Source organism: Parasedimentitalea nitratireducens, from assembly GCF_057444295.1.
In genome coordinates, this window is the sequence record NZ_JBYAXC010000001.1 from 750,989 (window position 1) to 770,218 (window position 19,230).

General features: G+C 53.3%; 20 protein-coding genes. 10 read left to right on the plus strand and 10 right to left on the minus strand.

Going from position 1 to position 19,230, the window contains the following annotated elements:
• Nucleotides 1-10 precede the first annotated feature (10 nt).
• From AC2T28_RS03825 to AC2T28_RS03835, 3 genes are read right to left on the minus strand one after another with little or no spacing between them, the layout of a single operon-like run.
• Entirely contained in the window at nt 11-622 is a 612-nt protein-coding gene (locus AC2T28_RS03825; RefSeq protein WP_486747619.1) for a MotE family protein, read from the minus strand.
• A complete protein-coding gene (locus tag AC2T28_RS03830) occupies nt 622-1,071 on the minus strand; it encodes a hypothetical protein (protein WP_486747620.1) in 450 nt (149 codons plus the stop codon). Before AC2T28_RS03830 ends, AC2T28_RS03825 begins: the two co-directional genes overlap by 1 nt.
• A 9-nt stretch (nt 1,072-1,080) precedes the next feature.
• Nucleotides 1,081-1,602, minus strand: coding sequence for a flagellar basal body-associated FliL family protein (locus AC2T28_RS03835; protein WP_486747621.1), 522 nt, complete (start codon nt 1,600-1,602; stop codon nt 1,081-1,083).
• 119 nt (nt 1,603-1,721) lie between these two features.
• Here AC2T28_RS03835 and fliF point away from each other — a divergent pair, with 119 nt between their 5' ends.
• Genes fliF through fliP form a run of 4 tightly spaced genes read left to right on the plus strand, consistent with a single transcriptional unit; the run spans nt 1,722 to nt 5,023 of the window.
• Nucleotides 1,722-3,398 (plus strand): flagellar basal-body MS-ring/collar protein FliF, encoded by a 1,677-nt coding sequence (fliF, locus tag AC2T28_RS03840; RefSeq protein WP_486747622.1) that lies wholly within the window; start codon nt 1,722-1,724, stop codon nt 3,396-3,398.
• Complete coding sequence (locus AC2T28_RS03845; protein ID WP_486747623.1) at nt 3,398-3,994, plus strand: ABC transporter ATP-binding protein; 597 nt, start codon at nt 3,398-3,400, stop codon at nt 3,992-3,994. The genes fliF and AC2T28_RS03845 overlap by 1 nt, the downstream gene beginning before the upstream one ends.
• Nucleotides 3,987-4,283 carry a FliM/FliN family flagellar motor switch protein gene (locus AC2T28_RS03850; protein WP_486747624.1) on the plus strand — a complete coding sequence of 99 codons (297 nt, stop codon included), beginning with the start codon at nt 3,987-3,989 and terminating at the stop codon, nt 4,281-4,283. Before AC2T28_RS03845 ends, AC2T28_RS03850 begins: the two co-directional genes overlap by 8 nt.
• On the plus strand, nt 4,280-5,023 hold the full coding sequence (fliP, locus tag AC2T28_RS03855; RefSeq protein WP_486747625.1) for a flagellar type III secretion system pore protein FliP: 744 nt from the start codon (nt 4,280-4,282) through the stop codon (nt 5,021-5,023). The genes AC2T28_RS03850 and fliP overlap by 4 nt, the downstream gene beginning before the upstream one ends.
• 506 nt (nt 5,024-5,529) lie before the next feature.
• Here the strand turns inward: fliP and AC2T28_RS03860 are convergent.
• From AC2T28_RS03860 to AC2T28_RS03890, 7 genes are all read right to left on the minus strand, one after another.
• Nucleotides 5,530-6,633 carry a flagellar basal body P-ring protein FlgI gene (locus tag AC2T28_RS03860; protein ID WP_486747626.1) on the minus strand — a complete coding sequence of 368 codons (1,104 nt, stop codon included), beginning with the start codon at nt 6,631-6,633 and terminating at the stop codon, nt 5,530-5,532.
• Nucleotides 6,633-7,637: a flagellin gene (locus AC2T28_RS03865; RefSeq protein ID WP_486747627.1), complete on the minus strand. Its 1,005-nt coding sequence runs from the start codon at nt 7,635-7,637 to the stop codon at nt 6,633-6,635. The genes AC2T28_RS03860 and AC2T28_RS03865 overlap by 1 nt, the downstream gene beginning before the upstream one ends.
• A 3-nt stretch (nt 7,638-7,640) precedes the next feature.
• Complete coding sequence (flgK, locus tag AC2T28_RS03870; protein WP_486747628.1) at nt 7,641-9,086, minus strand: flagellar hook-associated protein FlgK; 1,446 nt, start codon at nt 9,084-9,086, stop codon at nt 7,641-7,643.
• 44 nt (nt 9,087-9,130) lie between these two features.
• The gene (locus AC2T28_RS03875) at nt 9,131-10,423 is read right to left on the minus strand and encodes a flagellar hook protein FlgE (protein WP_486747629.1); all 1,293 of its coding nucleotides are present in this window, start codon (nt 10,421-10,423) and stop codon (nt 9,131-9,133) included.
• A 116-nt stretch (nt 10,424-10,539) separates the two neighbouring features.
• Nucleotides 10,540-11,376, minus strand: a complete 837-nt coding sequence (locus AC2T28_RS03880; protein ID WP_486747630.1) for a flagellar motor protein MotB — start codon at nt 11,374-11,376, stop codon at nt 10,540-10,542.
• A gap of 198 nt (nt 11,377-11,574) precedes the next feature.
• Nucleotides 11,575-13,188 carry a GMC family oxidoreductase gene (locus AC2T28_RS03885; protein WP_486747631.1) on the minus strand — a complete coding sequence of 538 codons (1,614 nt, stop codon included), beginning with the start codon at nt 13,186-13,188 and terminating at the stop codon, nt 11,575-11,577.
• An 80-nt stretch (nt 13,189-13,268) separates the two neighbouring features.
• Nucleotides 13,269-13,718 carry an Lrp/AsnC family transcriptional regulator gene (locus AC2T28_RS03890; protein WP_486747632.1) on the minus strand — a complete coding sequence of 150 codons (450 nt, stop codon included), beginning with the start codon at nt 13,716-13,718 and terminating at the stop codon, nt 13,269-13,271.
• A gap of 120 nt (nt 13,719-13,838) precedes the next feature.
• Here AC2T28_RS03890 and AC2T28_RS03895 point away from each other — a divergent pair, with 120 nt between their 5' ends.
• The 6 genes from AC2T28_RS03895 (at nt 13,839) to AC2T28_RS03920 (ending at nt 19,148) form a co-directional block, all read left to right on the plus strand.
• Nucleotides 13,839-14,987, plus strand: a complete 1,149-nt coding sequence (locus AC2T28_RS03895) for an amidohydrolase (protein WP_486747633.1) — start codon at nt 13,839-13,841, stop codon at nt 14,985-14,987.
• A 2-nt stretch (nt 14,988-14,989) separates the two neighbouring features.
• The gene (locus AC2T28_RS03900) at nt 14,990-16,180 is read left to right on the plus strand and encodes a diaminopropionate ammonia-lyase (RefSeq protein WP_486747634.1); all 1,191 of its coding nucleotides are present in this window, start codon (nt 14,990-14,992) and stop codon (nt 16,178-16,180) included.
• Nucleotides 16,173-17,339 (plus strand): M24 family metallopeptidase, encoded by a 1,167-nt coding sequence (locus tag AC2T28_RS03905; protein WP_486747635.1) that lies wholly within the window; start codon nt 16,173-16,175, stop codon nt 17,337-17,339. The genes AC2T28_RS03900 and AC2T28_RS03905 overlap by 8 nt, the downstream gene beginning before the upstream one ends.
• Before the next feature lie 10 nt (nt 17,340-17,349).
• Nucleotides 17,350-18,099 (plus strand): maleate cis-trans isomerase family protein, encoded by a 750-nt coding sequence (locus tag AC2T28_RS03910; protein ID WP_486747636.1) that lies wholly within the window; start codon nt 17,350-17,352, stop codon nt 18,097-18,099.
• A gap of 98 nt (nt 18,100-18,197) precedes the next feature.
• Entirely contained in the window at nt 18,198-18,557 is a 360-nt protein-coding gene (locus AC2T28_RS03915; RefSeq protein ID WP_486747637.1) for a hypothetical protein, read from the plus strand.
• Between the two features lie 258 nt (nt 18,558-18,815).
• A complete protein-coding gene (locus tag AC2T28_RS03920; protein WP_486747638.1) occupies nt 18,816-19,148 on the plus strand; it encodes a PilZ domain-containing protein in 333 nt (110 codons plus the stop codon).
• Nucleotides 19,149-19,230 lie beyond the last annotated feature (82 nt).

Below are 19,230 nucleotides of genomic sequence, written 5' to 3' on the forward strand. Positions count from 1 at the left end.
GGAGTTAGATTTATTCCGTTGGAACCGAGCCATTGCGACCGGCCAAAACGACGCTGATTGTATAAGCCGCCTCAGGGCTAAGTCCGGCCATGATTCCAGCCGCCGCCGTGGGCTTCATTCGAGCTAGAAAACCTGCCGCAAATCCAGGATCCATTGTCTCAAACAAAGGCGCTGCGTCTTTAGGTTTCATCTGCTCATACACCACCGTCAAGCGGGTTAGATCAGATTCGGTTGCACCATCCGCCAAGGATAGTGTCGCCTCAAGCTTGGCCTCAGCAGCCTGAAGAGCCGCTAACTTTTGGTTGATCGCCTGATCCGCCATTTCCATTGCCTTCATACGATCTTCGATCTCAGCTTCGCGGGCAGAAAGTACCTGCTCACGCTGCTGGAAAGCAGCAAGCATATGCTGCAGCTCGGCAGAAGAAGGTGTGTTGTCATCTTGGGCAACGGCACCAGAACCGGCTGTCTCAGCTTTAGGCAAACTTGCCACTTCCCGGGCGATTGCTGGTCCAGCTTCAAACCCCAGACGTAATGCAGCCGAGCCAATCAGCAGCACAGCCAACATGAACAAGGTTCCGACCCGTGTCCGCCGAGAACGTTTCGCTTTAGTTGCTTTAGTCATCAGGCAACCCGGCTTTGATTACGGTTATGACGAACAAACATGAGACCCGAAGAAGGTTTATCAGGATCATCTAGCGATTCGGCGCCTGTATCTTTTTCTGCTTTCAGGGCCGCAGCCAAAGCATCACTTTCCTCGTTGTTACGTGGAGCACTGGCCGTTTCAGCAACGGGCATGTCGTGCATTGATGCCATCATCAATTCAAGACGTTGAGCAACTGTTTCTGCGCGACCCGTCAGGTCATCCAAAACTTTGCTTGATCCATCTGATACTTCGCGTGCTGCTGTCAGGGATTTATTGAGATCATCAACCTGGGCTGACAGCACGGCAACCGCACCACCCACACCTTTTTCAAGGTCGTTAAACCGGTTCAGGCGACGTGCCAGCACAAAACAATAAAATCCGGCGCCAAGGGCTCCTGCCACAAGCAGGATATCTGCAATCATTTCCATCCTGTCCTCCTAGTTTAAAACAAAGTCCATTATCAGCAGATCTCGAACACGCCCCTGCCCGGTAGCTATGTTGATCCGCCGCAGCATCTGCGCTCTTAGTTTAGGTAAGGCCATCGGATCAGTTAGATCCGCAACCTCCAGCGCTCTGAGATAGCTGTTCAGCACGTCCACCACACGCGGCAGGATTCGCTCAACTTCTACTTGGTGAGCCAAGTCGACCTCCAACTGTGCGCGGAAGCGTAGATGTTTCAGGCCACTGGCTTTACGCAGTGTGATCACCAGTGGGTCCATTTCGATAAAAGCGATATTGGCAATATCTTCTGCCGACTCACCGCTATCTACCCCTGTTGGACCTGCTGATTCTCCATGAGCCGCTGCGGGTGCAGCGGTTTTTCCAAATGGCAGTAAGCCAGATTGAACCGCATAGAATCCACCACCGCCGCCAGCAATTGCTAGCACCAGCCCTATGATAAGAGGCATTTTACTCGGCTTCGCCGGTGTTTCTTCTATGTCTGCTACAGCGTCTGTCATGGCTTTCCCAAAATCATCGTGCAATCTCTTCATAACCTCATAGTGGCTAACCGAATGTTAAGGCCGATCCGTCAAAACAGTTGCAAGCCGATCAGAATGTCGGTGCGACGGAGGTTAAGGTGCAGCAGATCAAGAATGTCTGGGCAGGTTTGGATACGCGCAAGCGTCTGATCATCGTGGGATCCACGATCATTATGATACTTAGCGTGCTTGCAATGTCCCGTGTGGCGAATACGCCCACAATGAAATTACTCTATGCCGGGCTGGACAGTGCCGCGGCAGGACAAGTGGTACAATCGCTGGAACAGCGAGGTACTCAATATGAAGTGCGGGGCGGGTCCATCTATGTGCCCGTAGAGCAACGCGACGAGTTGCGGATGACCCTTGCAGGTGAAGGTCTTCCTGCAAACGGCAGCCGCGGCTATGAATTGCTCGATTCACTCAGTGGATTTGGCACAACTTCGCAAATGTTTGATGCCGCCTACTGGCGCGCAAAAGAAGGCGAGCTGGCCCGCACTATTGTTGCCGGCCCTCATGTAACTCAGGCCCGTGTGCATATCGCCAACACTGGATCGAATCCTTTTCAGCGTAGTGTAGAGCCAACTGCTTCGGTTTCACTGGTACCAACTGGGTCCCCTATTACCCCGGCACAGGCCAACGCAGTTCGCTTTCTTATCGCTTCGGCTGTGACTGGCCTTAACGTCGAAAACGTTGCTGTGATTGACGCCAATGGCGCACTTATCAGTTCGCCTGAGGCCGCGACAACCGCTGGTGCTGGGACCGATGACCGCTCGCAGTCGATTCGCGATCGGGTTGTTCGTCTGGTCGAAGCCCGCGTAGGCCAAGGCAACGCCGTGGTCGAAGTGAGCGTGGACATTGTTACTGACACCGAATCGATCCGCGAAAAACGTATCGATCCTGAAAGCCGTATCGCGATCAGTACAGATGTCGAAGAGCGCGCAGATTCTTCTAGCAACCAATCTGGAGAAGTTACCGTCGCTTCAAACATTCCTGATGGTGATGCAGCGTCTGGTGATGGTTCAAAGGCCAATACCAGCTCAACTCGGGAACGAGTAAACTATGAGATTTCCGAAACCGAGCTGCAGATTACCCGCGGACCAGGTGCGATTAAACGTCTGACAGTCGCGGTATTGGTAAACGGAGTTACCACGACCAACGAAGCAGGTGACACCGAGTTTGCCCCCCGCCCCGAAGAAGAACTGTCTGCGATGAAGGATCTGATTTCGGCTGCCGTGGGTTTTGACGCTGCAAGAGGCGACGTCATCACGCTAAAATCGATGGAGCTTCCGACGATTGAACCGCAGGGCACTGTCGTTTCAAGCTCGATCATGGACAATGTCTTTCTTGATGCAATGGGACTGATCCAAATTGCAGCAATGGCAATCGTCAGCCTGATTCTTGGCCTGTTTGTAATTCGACCGATATTTGCCAACAAAGTTCCACAAGGCGCTTTGGAGGGTCCCGAGCCTATGTCTGACCTACCGCAATTGGGTGGTGGTGATTTTATGAGCAACCCAAATATGGGCGCGGACATCGGTATGCCCCTAACGGGTGAGATTGATGACGGTTCCCAGTTTGGCGGAATGGCCGGCATCGGTGACATGGGCGGTATGGGTGACATGGGTGGAATGGGCGACGGCATGGGTGGACTACCAGCCCTGGGCGGTGGCTCCGAAGACCCCGTAGACCGCTTGCGCGCCATGATTGGTGACCGCCAGGAAGAAACGGTCGAGATTTTGCGCGGCTGGTTAGAAGAGAGTGAGGAGAAAGCCTGATGACTATTGCTCACCTGTTAGAAGATTTCGGCAACGCTGGGAAAGTTGAACCCGTTGCTGCAGTTTCAGATGAAGTTTTCGAAGAACAGAAACTGGCTTCGTTCGAAACTGGCTATACCGCCGGCTGGGACGACGCCGTTGGAGCACAAGAACGCGAAACCACCAAGGTATCTGCTACTCTTGCCAGCTCGCTCGAAGATATGAGCTTCACTTACCATGAAGCTCAGAATCAGCTGATCGAATCTCTGGATCCCATGTTCAAGGTTCTGACCAGTGCGATCTTACCTGACGCCATGGCAGCCAGCTTTGGCCACCACATCGTCGACCAGTTGACGAGCATGGCCAAAGGTCAAACCAGCCAACCAATGGTAATTTCCGTCGCCGCTGGCGAAGGGGCAGCGGTGCGATCTGTGCTCACCCAGTCCTTCTCGGTTGAGGTCAAAGTTAAAGAAGTTGCTGAGTTAGCTCCAGGTCAGGCCTATTTGTGCATTGGCGACCTAGAACGTGAAATCAACAGTGCGGCGTTACTAGATTCGATCCGCGAATCTGTCGACGCCTTCTCCTTCCAAGTCAAAGAGGATGCCAACTATGGATGATACCGCCAATCTCAAAGCGAAAACTGCGGACGCTGGAAACCCATTTAACTCGGTTCCGGTAGAGGTCGTGGTTTCCGTTGGCAAAGCCCGTCCTCTGATTCGGGATCTTGTTAACCTGGGCGAAAGCGCCGTCCTGACATTGGACAAACGGGTCGAAGATCCAGTTGATCTCTATGTTGGGGACCGGTTGGTTGCGCGCGGCCTGCTCGAAGAAATGGAAGGCGATCAAGCCGGACAGCTGGCAGTACGTTTAACAGAAATAGCCGATCTACAAAGCGGCCTGGGATGAACCAGAAGTCCCTTATTTTCCTTACACTAGCCGCAACCATGCTGCTGGTGATGCCACATGATGCACAGGCTCAAGAATTGAGCCTGTCGTTGGCAGATAACGGGTCGATTTCGGCGCGTTCAATCCAGCTTATCCTTCTGCTGACCGTGCTCAGCCTGGCCCCTGGCCTGGCAATCATGATTACATGCTTCCCTTTTCTGGTCACGGTATTGTCCATCGTGCGTCAGGGAATCGGTATGCAACAGGCGCCGCCGAATATGCTGATCATCAGCTTGGCGATGTTTCTGACTTATTTTGTTATGGAACCGGTGTTTAATGATGCCTGGATCAATGGCATCAGCCCCCTGATCGAAGAGCAACTAGGTGTCGAAGAGGCCATGACCCGTGCGCTTGACCCTTTCCGCTCTTTTATGGCCGCCCGACTGGATGCGGACACATTTTATGCGATGTCCGACCTGCGCCCAGGAACTCAGGGAATTGACCCAACTCCAGACGCCCCACTGTCTGTTTTGATCCCAAGTTTTCTGCTGTCAGAAATCTCACGTGCTTTTCAGATTGGTTTTCTGGTCTTTTTGCCGTTCTTGATCATCGATTTGGTGGTCGCCGCGATCCTGATGTCGATGGGGATGATGATGGTGCCACCGGCGGTTGTTTCACTGCCGTTCAAACTGGCGTTCTTTGTGGTTGCCGACGGCTGGAGCCTGATCGCTAGCGCTCTGGTACGCAGCTACTACCCCTAGCCTTTTCAATCTTTACACTTTTCAGACCTCCGACAGGTTCATCCCTGTCGGAGGTCTTTTCCGTATCTTGTGTCCGTTATTTGGTAACTCTCGGTGAAAGCCCCGGTTTGCCCAACCATGGGCAGTCACCGAGACCAAGGTATGCCACTTCAGCTTCACAACGGCTTTTGCTCTTGGATCAAGCACATTGACGCATATCCAAGCCAAGAGTGCGGCCTGATAAAAGCAAATCGCTCCATTTGGTGTATTAGATTACTAACCCGCAATCGTTGGCGGGAGTCACGGCCCGGCTGGTACGGTTCAACTCAGTACAAATTTGTGCGCCCCGACGGTCCTCATCCGTAAACGAGTTTGGATCCTTAGCATGCAGGCCGAACAGTCCACACTTGATCTATCCCTCGGGCACAGCGCCCCTGTCACGCGGATACCTTCCCCGCCAAAAGAAGCCCCGGCCCTGATTACCAGGACCGGGGTTTCCAATTTTTCGCTGCTAAGCTGGTTAGCTGCTAGCGTACAACAAACTCTGCATGCAGCGCGCCCGCAGCTTTCAGGCTTTTGAGAATGTCGATCATGTCGCGAGGCGAAACCCCCAGTGCATTCAGGCCAGCCACAACTTCGGACAAAGAAGTGGATTCAGGAACCTCAGCCAACTGGATGCCTGCTTCTTCCTCAAGAGCAACCCCAGTACGTGGAACCACTACGGTTTCACCATTAGCAAAGGGGTTGGGCTGCACTACAAGCGGAGCCTCTTCGATCCTAAGCGTCAAGTTGCCCTGAGCCACGGCGACCCGTGAAATACGAACATCGCTGCCCATAACAATGGTTCCTGACCGCTGGTCCACGACAACCCGCGCCTTGCGTTCTGGTTCGACCAGAATGTTTTCCATCCGGCCCACAGCATGTGCAGTCGAACGCGCCCGCGTACGAGTTATGTCAACTTCGACAGTGCCCGAGTCACGCATGATGGCGACGTTTGAATTAAATTCGCGATTTATGGCCTGCTCAATGCGGCCTGCAGTGGTGAAGTCAGGCTCCCGAAGAGCCAGGCGCATTGTTGTCAGCGACGACAGATCAAATTCGATCTCACGCTCAACCCGGGCTCCTGAAGGAATGCCGCCGGATGTTGGTACACCCTGTGTGACTGATGCGCCCTCACCTTCGGCAACGGCGCCACCGGCAAGAATAGTTCCCTGTGCTACCGCGTAGATCTGCCCATCAGCAGCATTTAGCGGTGTCATGATCAGAGTTCCACCCAATAGGCTCTTAGAATCACCAATTGCAGAAACCGTAACGTCAATCTGTGCCCCCACCCGCGCAAACGGTGGTAGGCTGGCGGTTACAAAAACCGCTGCAACGTTCTTGGGGCGGAACTGCTCGCCCGTCACGTTAACGCCCAGGCGTTCCAGAATGTTGGACATGATTTCCTCGGTGAACGGTGAGTTCCGTAACCCGTCACCGGTGCCGTTCAAGCCCACAACCAGGCCGTATCCAACAAGATCGTTGCCACGGACACCGTCAAATTCCACCAAATCCTTCATGCGAATTGCCGAAGCCTGTAGCACTGATGGAATCATCAGGCAGGCCAGTAATATGCGAAAATACTTAGTCATTACATGAACCTCAGCAAGGACAGTTGGGAAGAACGCGATGTTACTGTGTACAGGGCTTCCAGCTGAAATTGCGTCTCTTCCAGTCGGGTGGCAGTATCGAACGGATCCGCCTGCGTCAGTTCATTTTTGCTCAGCGACAGGCTTGTCGTAGCAGCTGCATTTCGAATTGCCGCCTCTTCGATCCGCGCTTCTGTAAAGCCCAGATCAGCCTGCACCCCAGTCAACCGGTTGCGTGTATCCAGCAACTCTGTGCTGGCGCCTGACAACAGATCAGTCTGGACCGCCATCGAGAGGGTCATACCAGATTCAGTTGCCAATGCACCGATCGCAAAACTCTGCAGGGCTTGCTTAAAGTTGTCGTCGTCAGCACGCAGGGAAATGTTGACCTGCTCATTTGGTCCAACGTTGACAGATGACATCGAGGTCGTAGAGCCCTGGTACATCACTGCATCGAATCCAGCAGGATCATTAAACCAGTCCTTCACGGCCTGGATCATGTCTGCTGCAGTCGTATGAGGTGAAGCCTCGGTAACCAGTGCAGCCATCAATGTATCAACATCGGCCAGCGGCACGTCTGTGGTTGCAGTGCCGGCAAACAGGCTACGGCCAGCGACCTGACCATTCAGCGAGCGGATCGATTCTTCGAGATACAAACGAGATTGCCCAGACAACAGGTTGGTGTTGTTTTCACTGGTGGTTCCGGTAGTCGCCAAAATATCGTTGCTTAGGTTACTAGCATTGTCATTGATCTTAGAGATGTAGCCTTGGGCCGAAGACGCAAACAGAGACGATTCCGTTGTGGCAATTTCATATGCGTCAAGGCGCGACAGGCTGCGTTCGATATCTGACAGATAAGTAAAGTCACCGCCAAGGCGGGTGTTGAGATCAGCGGCCTTGCCAGTGCTCAACTCTTCAGTAAGTGTTGCGAGGTTTTCCTTCAGCTCCGCGGTGCGCGCCCGTAGAAAAACACTATGCGCCATATCTCCAAAAGATGTGATGGTCATTCATTAAATCCTTAGAAGGGTGTCCATTAGCTCGTCGACGACCGTCAGCACCTTGGCATTGGCGGCATAGGCCTGTTCGATCAGCATCAGATTTTGTAGCTCTTCATCGCTATCTACCGCTTGAGCCAATTCGATCTGGTTCATCGCGCCAAAACTTGCCGAGGCAAAGCTAAGGGTTTGGTCAGCGGCATTGGTGGATTGCGTAAAATGCGACAGCAAATTTGCACTCAAAGTAGCAGCAGTCACATTTGTCGTTCCAAGGCCCGGCGAGGTAACAGGACGCATAACTGCAAGTGCATCAGTGTAGGCCTGAAGCAGGCGCGCATCACCAGCGTTTCCAGGAGCTGCTGCATTCAAACCATCGCGAAGCCGCCATGATTCAGCGTCACCATCCATCGACACTTTTTCGTTGAGTTGGAGGCGGTTCGCGATCCCTACAAAGTTTGTAGGATCATAGAAGTTACCTTCATCGGTAAACAGGCCGGGGTCAGTGATCCCTAATGTGGTATCCAGTGTTGGATCCTGAAACCGCTCAATCAGGTCTTGTGCCATAGCATCAAGATCTTCCTGGGCTTCAACCGAAAACTCGTCGCGAATTTCGAACTGAGCTGCCAATGTTCCACCACGCAGCGCACCACCTTGGCTGGTGACAACTGGGATGCCGTTGATTTCAATCCCAGACAACAACCCATTGGCTTGTGTCATATGCGGCATGGTATCAGGCTTGGCATCAAAGGTTAGTTCGGCTGGTTTACCGTCCAGAAGGATCGCCCCGCCAACTGAAAACAAGGCAACTTGGCCATTGTCACGCTGGATTACATTGACAGGAATGATCTCATTCACTTGGTCAATCAATCGAGCACGCTGATCCATCAAAGCGGCACTATCCATACCACCCGCCTGTGTAACCATGATCCGTGCGTTCAGTTTGTGAACGTCTTCTAAAGCACGGTTTATCGTTTCTACCTGGGTGTCGATCGATCTCTCGGCATTGGTTCGCAGGTCACGCAAGCCTTCGGCTGCAGACGAGATTGAATCTGCCAGGGCTTCCGCCTGCAACGACAAGTCGTTCAAACGTGGGCCAGAATCCGGGCGAGACACCGCTTCGATCAAGCTGCTGTCGAAATTCGTCAATCGCGAGACAATTGAAAACGGATCATCCACAGAACCAACAAGCTTCTGCATTCGATCATAGAAGTCGGACGTGACTTGCGCCCCGCCCAGTTCTGCTTCGGTGCTCCGGCGATTTGCCAGAACTGCAGGATCGATGTTGCGGTTGATACCACTGATCCGGACCCCAGGTGTACTGGCACTGCTGGTCAGTTCCAGACTACGCTTGGCGTAGCCTGGAGTCATTGCATTGGCCAGGTTTTCCGATACCACCGAGGATGCTCGGCCGGCAGCAGTCAACCCGGTCATCGCCGTATTGAGGGCTGATGTAATAGACATGTTTTGCCTTTTCTAAGAGTCCAGATCGTTAGATGTCAGCGCGATTAGCGCTTGATGTTGGTTGTTTCCTGCAACATCTCATCCACAGTTTGGATAATCTTGGCGCTTGACGAATAGGCCCGCTGTGTCTGGATCATATTGGTCAGTTCGGTGGCTACATCTGTTTTGGATTCTTCGCGGGAATAGCCCATTATATCACCGGTTGGGCCATCACCCGCATCCCACAAATAGAAATCGCCACTTTCATTCGTCGGCATATATGTTTGCGAGTCCAAAGACTTCATGCCGTTTAGGTTCGCCATGTCGACCAATGGGATTTGGTACAGTACCCGAGTAGAACCATTGTCATAGCTGGCACGGACCAGCCCATCAGGATCAACCTCTACACCAGTGAAAGTACCAACAGGTGATCCGTCTTTTGTAACACCTGCCATATTATACTGATTGGCAAGTTGCGTCATGCCATCGCTACTGCCAAGCTCACCAATGTTGATTTCCATCGGTCCGCCGGCAACGTTCACAATCATAGAGCCTGTCGCCGAATCATATGCACCACCGGTTGTTGTAGTCACCGAGAGCAAAGCGCCACCTGCGGTGCGGCTATCCTCGAAGGTCATGACATATTCGCCAACAATTGCACCCCCAGACGCAGAATCGCGCAGAACCATTGTCCATTCATTGGACGATCCGGTTCCAGGTACTGTTGGCGTGAATTCAACTGAGATGTTCTCGGAATTGCCTAGGTTATCGTAGTATTCGATCGGCAGATTTTCCGCACCGGATGTTGAACCAGCAATGGTTGACGACGCGGGAAGGTTCACGCCCAAATTAACTGTGGTAGTTGGCTCACCAGTCACCTGCGTCACATTGAACTGTACTGGTTCCAGGCCGGTTGAGCTCCCGCGTGAAAATGCAGGAATGGAACCATCAGCGTTTGCTGGCCAACCAAGCAGTGCCAGACCCGTATCTGTTGTCAGAAGACCATCAGCGTTGGTTCTGAATGACGCAGTGGTGGCTAGCTTCATAACCGGATCACCATTGCCGAGCTCATTTACAGAGGCTACGGGCAGCATGCCGCGGCCACGCACCGCAAGATCTGTCGAGTTTGTGGTTGATACCAACGTGCCACGCTCATCAATCAGACGTGTTGTTGTTGCCCGAACACCACCAGCTGAATAGGTGCCACCGCTAGACGATACCATCGAATGGAAGTCGGTTTGCACTCGCTTGTACCCAGCAGTGGACGAGTTTGCGATGTTGTCGGAAATAGAGGCCAGTCGACTGGCATTCGCGGAAAGTCCGGCTACACCGGCATTCAGCGAGGAAGAAATGGTCATGAGATACGCCTTTCTGCTGCATCAAATCTTTCTTGACGTAACAGGTAACGCAATTGCCATTAACGGGCGGCTAACAGATAAAATTCGATCTATCTGTTAGCCGCAGTTTCTTTGTTTTACTTGCGTAAAAGAATGATTTCGATGCGATTGTTCCGCTCGGACATGGGGTCTATCGCCGATAATTTGCGATCCGCGTGCCCAGTTACGCGGTGGATCCGATCCGAATCCATACCACCCGATTCGAGAAGTCTTCGCGTTGTATCAGCTCGAGAACTCGACAATTCCCAGACCGGATTATTCGCCAGTACAACTGGGTGAGACCGGATGTGCCCACTAATGGCGACATCGTTGCTAACCACCCCGGTGACCCGTGCAACCATTCGCATCAAGTCGCGGAACAACTGGGTAGGTGCGTCCCGGCCTTCCTCGAACAACGGCGCATCATCGGTTGCGAACATCTCAATGATCAAACCCTCATCGGTAACCCTGGTTACGATGTGGCGAGCCAGTTCAACACTGACCTGACTTTCACCGCTACGCCCCTGCAACATTTCCTCGATGGCTTGAAACTCTTCGTTTTCAGCAATCTTGGTAGCATCTTGATCCAATCCGGTTTCACCCCGGGTCTGCTGACCATCGATCGGATTGATATCAGAAGCGCCACTACCACTTTGTGGCTTAATCTCTTCAGCAAACATACTGTCGCCACTAAAGGCGCCATCACCGCCGCCGGAAACACGGCTCACGGGAATTGAAGGCGAAAAGTAATCCGCCAGCCCCCTACGTTGCTTTTCAGTCGTTGCGTTCAACAGCCACATCAACATGAAGAAGGCCATCATCGCGGTCACGAAGTCGGCATATGCCACTTTCCACGCGCCACCATGGTGACCATCGCCACCACTGACTTTTTTCTTCTTGATGATAATGGGCGCTACACCGTTTTGTGCGCTCATAATCCACTACCTTTTATCACCCATAACCGGGATAGCAGCGGGGGTCTTAAACTGGTCTTAACAGATAAAGTTGTCGACAGTTAAGACAGGTAAACACGGTCTTTGCGGTTTCGGACACCCGGAAAAAATGCCTGCAGCACCCAGTGCAACATGGCATACATCAGTTATCTAAACACTCTGCTAAGGCCAACAATCGCGCTACACCAGCTCTCTGCCCCGGATCATATCTGCAGCTTTTTCTGCGATCATGATTGTCGGCGCATTAGTATTGCCTCCTATCAACCGTGGCATCACCGAGGCATCCACCACCCTTAGACTTTGCAACCCGTGAACCTTTAATTCCGGATCAACAACAGCCAGTTCGTCCCGGCCCATCTTGCAGGTTCCAACCGGATGATAAATCGTATCAGCTCGTGACCGGATATGCTGTTCTAGCGCTGCGTCGTCAGGTTCATTCGAGATAAACAGTTCTTTATGCTGATAGTTGGCCAACGGTGACGCGGACATAATTTGCCTCGCCTTTCGGGTGCCCTGCATCAGCACCTTTAGATCATTCGGATGGGAGAGAAATTGCGGATCGATTAGTGGTGCAACCATCGGATCGCCGGATACCAACCCAACTCGGCCACGCGACTCAGGGCGCAATACACAGACATGGCAACTGTATCCATGCCCTAAATGTAGCTTACGGGCGTGATCATCGACCACCGAAATCACAAAGTGCAGCTGAAAGTCTGGGCGATCTAGTTGTGGGTCAGTCTTTAGGAATGCAGCCCCTTCGGCAAACGGAGTAGAGATCATACCTTTGCCAGTTTTGCGCCACCGCTTGATATGCTTTAGCAAGCTGATGCTTCCTGGTAACGAGATGCCGAAATTGTCCCGATCCCTGGTTTTGTAAGCAAGGGTAAAATCCAGATGATCCTGCAGGTTGTGCCCTACCCCTGGCAGTTCATGCACCATATCGATTCCATGCGGCTGAATATCTTCTGGGCGCCCTACCCCGGACAGTTGCAGCAAATGTGGTGAGTTGAAACTTCCGCCGCATAAGATCACCTCCCGCTTGGCCGTGACTTGCTTGTCTTGCCCCCTCTTTCGATAAGTAACCCCAACCGCTCGCTTGCCCTCAAAGATAACTCGGGTGGCATGGGCCTGGGTAATCACGGTCAAATTTGGCCTGTTCATCACTGGGTGCAAATAAGCCGCTGCTGCCGAGCACCGCTCGCCATTGCGTTTCGGATCATGGAACTGCGTAACCTGATACAGGCCTATGCCTTCGTTATCACCAGTATTGAAATCCTCGCAGCGACGATGCTGAAGTGTTTCGCCAGCTTCTATGAAAGCTGAAGTCAGCGGTCGCGGAGACTTCTGTTCGCTGACCTGCAGCTCTCCTGCCCCGCCATGCAACTCACAGCTGCCACGTTCATTGTGCTCGGACTTGCGGAAATACGGCAAAACCGATTCCCAATCCCATCCATCGCAGCCCAGATCCGCCCACTCATCGTAATCACCAGCATGTCCGCGCACATAAAGCATGGCATTGATAGCGCTGGACCCACCCAATGCTTTGCCGCGGGGCTGGTATCCCTTGCGCCCGTTCAGGCCCGGTTGTGGTACTGTTTCATAGGCCCAGTTGTTGATCTTGGGACGCCCGGGAAGCATGGCGACAACGGCAGCTGGCGCGCGCACCAATATACTGTCACCACGACCTCCAGCTTCGAGCAAACAAACCGTCGTATCAGGATCTTCACTTAACCGCGCCGCCAAAGTTGACCCAGCCGATCCCCCACCGACAATGACATAGTCAAATTGCATATCTTGCTCCGCCCATGATCAGTCATGCCAGACTGGCGTTTTTGCCTAACCTGTCCAGCTTGACGAGGCGTCAGCGCTTATCACAGTACGTCCAGCGACGCCTTGACCCGGTCCATCACGATCGAAGTCTTGAAACGGCTAATGTTGGATTCGTCAAAGAAATGTTCCTGAGTGAAGGCCTCGTATTCCTTGAGATCACTCACCACGAGGATCAGCATGAAATCCGCCTCGCCCGTTGTGTAGTAGCACTGCTGCACGCAGGGCGCGTTGCGCATCTTGCGTTTAAAACTGTCCAGATGGGCGCGGTTTTCCCGCTCCAGAATCACTTCGACAATGATAGTCATCTCGCGCCCAAGTTTCGCCGGAGACAGAACCGCGATCTCTTTCTCGATCGCGCCGGTTTCGCGCAGTTTCTTGAGTCTCTTCTGAACAGCCGGCGGCGATAGCCCTACATCCTGACTGAGGGCATCTGCTGTCAGGCGGGCGTTGCCCTGAATCAGGCGCAATATGTCGAGGTCTTTGTCATCCATGGTCTGAAATTCATCAAGAATGGGATCATCCGCAACAAAATTCGTAACGCGGATGATCAACTTCGACTTCGATACTCGGTTTAGCTTTGTAGACTGGCGCACAAGGGAGACCGAACCATCATGAATGAGCTTCACAACCGGCTAGTTGAGCTGCGGCAGGGTTTTCACCGCCACCCGGAGCTTGGCTTTCAGGAAGAGCGGACCAAGGCCAAAGTGGCTGAGCACCTAGAGACGCTGGGGCTGAAGGTTCATCTGGGCGTTGGGGTTGTTGGAGTTCTTCGCCGGGGTAGCGGTAATCGCGCCATCGGCCTGCGTGCGGATATGGATGCTTTGCCGATTTCCGAGCGCTCCACACATTCTTATGTGTCACAGAACGACGGGGTGATGCATGCCTGTGGTCACGACGGACATATGACGATGCTCTTGGGGGCTGCTGAAATCCTGTCACGGGATTCTGGTTTTGACGGAACTGCCGTATTCATCTTCCAACCCAACGAGGAACACGGCCTAGGTGCTAAAGCAATGATCGACGAGGGCGTGCTGGATCGTTTTCCGGTCGAAGAGATCTATGCCATCCATAATTTACCCGGCGCGCCCTTGGGTCAGGTTTCAACACGGCCCGGGCTGATTTGCAGCAGTGAGAGCCTGTTTGAAATTACGATCACGGGACAGGGCGGCCATGCATCAATGCCGCAGGTTGGAGTGGATGCCATCACCGTGGGCTCCGAGGTGGTCTTGGCATTGCAAACCATCGTGTCGCGAAAATTGCCGCCAGCGTCGGGTGCCGTTGTATCAGTGACCGAATTCATCACAGATGGTCAGCGCAATGTTCTGCCGGGTCAGGCCATACTAAAAGGTGACGTCCGTACACGATCTCCGCAAGACAGAGACACGGTTGAACGTTTCATGCGACAGATTGCAGAAGGTATCGCCAAAGCGCACGGGGTGTCTGTTTCGGTCAAGTTTGCAACCGAGTTTGTTGAAACCATAAACGCAGACATCCCTGTCGATGCAGTCGTGCGGACCTCTCTATCTCAAGCGCTCGACACCATCCCCAACCGCGAACCTATGAGCTTTTCTGAGGACTTTGCCCATTTCAGCGCCGCAGTCCCCGGATGTTTCCTGCTACTTGGAAATGGCGAAGCTGGCGCAAATGCGAAGCCCCTGCACGCTGACGATTATGACTTCAACGACGACCTGCTCCCAATTGGGGCCGCTTTCTGGGCGGCGCTGGTTCGCGACAGACTGCCCACCGACAAAGGACAATGACCATGGACGCCTATACCGACGCCCAACTTCACCATGCAGCTGGCAATCATATCAGCGGAACAGCTGCCAACGATGTTTTGACGGAACAGGACTTTGCCAATGCCTGGGATGAAATCACGGCTTGGGATGGTTACGAGCCAACACCGCTGGTCGATCTGGAAGCCTTGGCAGGCACACTGGCCGTTTCGAAAATTTTATACAAACACGAAGGACCGAGGTTTGGGCTGGGCAGCTTCAAAGCACTGGGCGCAGCATATGCAGCGTTGCGTGTTCTTCAGCGCGAGTTATCGCAGCGGATAGGGCAGGGGGCTAGCCTCTCTTCTATACGCAACGGTGAGCATGCCGACATCTGTTCCGAGATCACATTGGTGTCGGCCACCGATGGCAATCACGGTCGCTCACTCGCCTGGGGCTGCCAGCGGTTTGGTGTACCATGCCGCATCTACATCCACGCCGAAGTCAGCGAAGGCCGGGCCCAAGCAATGCGGGACCTAGGGGCCGATGTTATTCGCATTGACGGGGACTATGACGATTCGGTCGCCCTTGCCCGCAATGAGGCCGAAGAAAACGGTTGGTTTGTGGTCTCTGACACCTCTTGGCCCGGATACTCAGCTCCGCCCCGCGATGTGATGGCCGGATATGGCGTGATGACCCGCGAGGTTTGTGAGGCGCTGGATCAAGCCCCTACTCATGTGTTCCTGCAAGGCGGTGTTGGCGGATTGGCGGCATCAGTCGCGGCTGCGCTGCGGCAGTATTGGAAAGACAACTCTCCACGCGTTGTTGTAGTCGAACCAGAACTCGCGGCCTGCCTGTTTGAAAGTGCCAAGGCAGGAACGGCGACAACGGTTGAGATTGCCGAGGAAACGATCATGGCAGGCCTATCCTGTGGTGAACCGTCGCAAATGGCATGGGAGATTCTGGAGCAGGAAGCGGCGGATTTCCTGACTATCCCAGAATCAATCGTAGCTCCCACCGTCCGCTTGCTCGCCCGGCCACTGGATGGTGATCCGGAAGTTGAGGCTGGGGAAAGTGCGGTTGCTGGGTTGGCCGCGTTGATCGCTGCGCGCCAAAATCCAGAACTTTCCAACACGCTTGGCCTCAACTCCCAGTCGCGTGTGCTGCTGATCGGCTCCGAGGGAATCACCGACCCTGAGATTTTTGCATCCATCATGGCAGGCGAAGACAATGGCTGATGCCCCAATCCGCGGTTTTCCAAGCAAGGAGTTTGAGGCACGAACCTCCAAAGCCCAGGCCCTGATGGCCGAGGCTGGATTGTCCGGACTATTGCTAATGACAGAACCCGAGGTTCGCTACTTTAGCGGATTTCACACCCTGTTTTGGCAAAGCCCCACACGCCCTTGGTTCCTGTTTGTCCCCGCCCAAGGCAAACCAGCAGCGGTTATCCCCGAAATCGGTGCAGCTTTGATGAAGCAAACCTGGATTGAAGACATTCGGACCTGGAGTGCCCCATGCCCCGATGACGATGGCATCAGCCTGTTGACCGAGTTGCTAATGCCCCTGTCCAATGTACGCGCCAAGATTGGTGTGCTCAAAGGGCACGAAACCTCGTTACGAATGCCGCTAGGAGATTATGAACGGCTAACTACCGCGTTGCCTGGCCTGCAGATCGAGGATGCAACTGGCCTGGTTCGCAGCTTGCGCATGGTGAAGTCAGAGCTTGAGATCGATAAACTGTCTCATATCTGCTCAATCGGGTCGCAGACATTTGCACAAGTTCCCGAATTCGCAGGGGCAGGTAAGCCACTCGAAGAGGTGTTCCGCTCCTTCCGCCGCGCCGCCTTGGCCAATGGTGCGGATGATGTGCCCTATCTGGTTGGAGGCGCTGATCAGGGTGGCTATCACGATGTGATTTCGCCGCCATCACAACGCCCGTTGCAGGGTGACGATATCCTGATGTTGGACACCGGCGCCACGTGGGACGGGTATTTTTGCGATTTTGATCGGAACTTTGCCATTGGACACGCCGATGACCTGTCGCGTCGTGCGTATGACGTTCTTTGGCGGGCAACCGAAGCTGGTCTTTCAGCAGCACGTGCTGGAACCACCTGCCGAGAACTATTTCAAACGATGCAATCAGTCATTGCTGAAATGGATTCCTCAGGCGGGGATGTTGGCCGTTTGGGTCACGGGCTGGGCATGCAGCTGACCGAATGGCCCTCGCATGCGGCATTAGACGATACAGTCATTCAGGAAGGCATGGTTCTTACTCTGGAACCATCATTGAGTTATGGCGATGGCCGCATCATGGTGCATGAAGAAAACATCGTAATCCGTGCTTCGGGTGCCAAGCTGTTGTCCGCCCGCGCGGCCCCTGAACTACCAGTGATTTGAGGTCTGTGAGATGAAGCTAGATTTTGAAACAGACGGTGGCATTGGAACCCGCGCCACGCTTGGCACCATTGTCTTGTCCACCGATGAATCGCTGGAACCCGAGTTTGCGCGCATGATGGCGATGGACGAGGTGGCGCTGTACCACAGCCGCATTTCCATGGTGGCCGAGATCCGATCAGACACGCTTCGTCAAATGGAGCAAGACTTGCCAACCTCGGCCCGGTTGCTCCCATCAGCTCTGGATTTTGACGTCATCGGGTACGGCTGCACCTCGGCCGCTACTGTGATCGGGCAGGCAGGTGTGGCCCGCGCCATCAATTCGGTGATCCCGGGCGCTCAAGTGACAGACCCTTTGACCGCCATCATCGCCGCGCTAAACGCGCTTGGGGTCCGTCGGCTTGGGTTTGTCACACCTTATATACCCGAGGTTTCTGCACAGATGCGGCAGAAACTAGAGGATGCCGGTTTTGAGATCTGTGCCTTTGGCTCGTTCGAAGAAGATGACGATCGCGTCGTGGCGCGCATTTCACCTACTTCAATTGCAACCGCCATCGAACAGGTCGCCGAAACCGCCGCGTGTGATGCCATCGTGGTGGCCTGCACCAACCTGAGGTGTCTTGGCGTGATCGAAGCCTCTGAACACCGCACTGGCGTTCCGGTGATTTCCAGCAATCAGGCCCTGGCTTGGCATATGTTGCGATTGGCAGGAGTTTCGGATCAACAAGACGGAATGGGGAAACTGTTCAAACAAATTTTGTAGGCTGGCCAGAGGTTTCTAACCGAGGAACTAATCTCCCGATGGACAAGTCGGAACCTGAAACTTAGTCTGAGCGTTATTCACACACCTGAGTTTCATACATGATTTCAAAATCGACCAAAGCCTTTATCTTATTCTTCTTGATAAGCGTTCTTGTTTTTCTGGCTTCCGACAAAGTTTCACGTCTTTCCGGTAAGACACTTAGGTTAGGCGATAGCACTGAAACCGTTGTTGGCTTGGTCTGCAGAAAACAAGAAGCGTATTGCAATCCAGAACTTAGTGAAGAAGGGGCTGTGGCGTTCCTTCGTGAAAGTGGATGGAATCCCGACGAAATAGATGAAACCACTGGCTCAGTCGGCATTGGGTTTAGTGCCCCCAAAAGGAGCATTGAGTATTTTACCTTAATCAAATGGTGCCATGTCGGTGCAACAACGGGTAATTTTCCTTGCGTAGCCCTCTGATCTAAGGACGGGCAAAGCGTGTCGTTTCAGGTGTTGTTCAAAGAGAATTCAGTCGGAAAAATGGTGCCGAAGGGTATTCAGGTGAGAGGTGTCCAGTTGCCTTGTAGTTATCTGGACGCCTACTACTTCCGAAGATTTCTGAGGTTAATTCATATTGATTGGTGAAAATCGTCGCTCGAATCCGCCACGGAAGCCAAGAATTAACTCCTGACGTGCCAACATCAGACTGTGTTGAACAAGTTTGCAGGTGCTCGTGTTATGAATAAGCCCCAATCGATTTTCAGAACTCCAATCCCAACAGAACCTCGGGTTTCGCTGAACCTTCCATGCACACTTCAGCTACTTGAAAACACGCTCAAAGCGGAGGTTTTCAACGTCAGCTATAGCGGTATTGGTGTGACTATTGGCGAAGATCAAACGGCGTTTTCGTGGAAGGCTCTAAGCGCAATCTCGGTACCGGATCTTGGTGATTTCGAAGTATCCGTCCGCTGGAGAAGGGGGAACCGATTGGGCCTGAAGTTCAAATCCAAACGGACCGCCCGACCGGTGCTAAGTGCCTATTTCAAGAAAACTGGGAATTACCCTGTTTAATCACACTAATTTGGCATTAAAAATGCCAAAGGCTTGCCCGTTTTTGAATCGGGCAGCAAACCCATACGTTTTGAAGAACCAA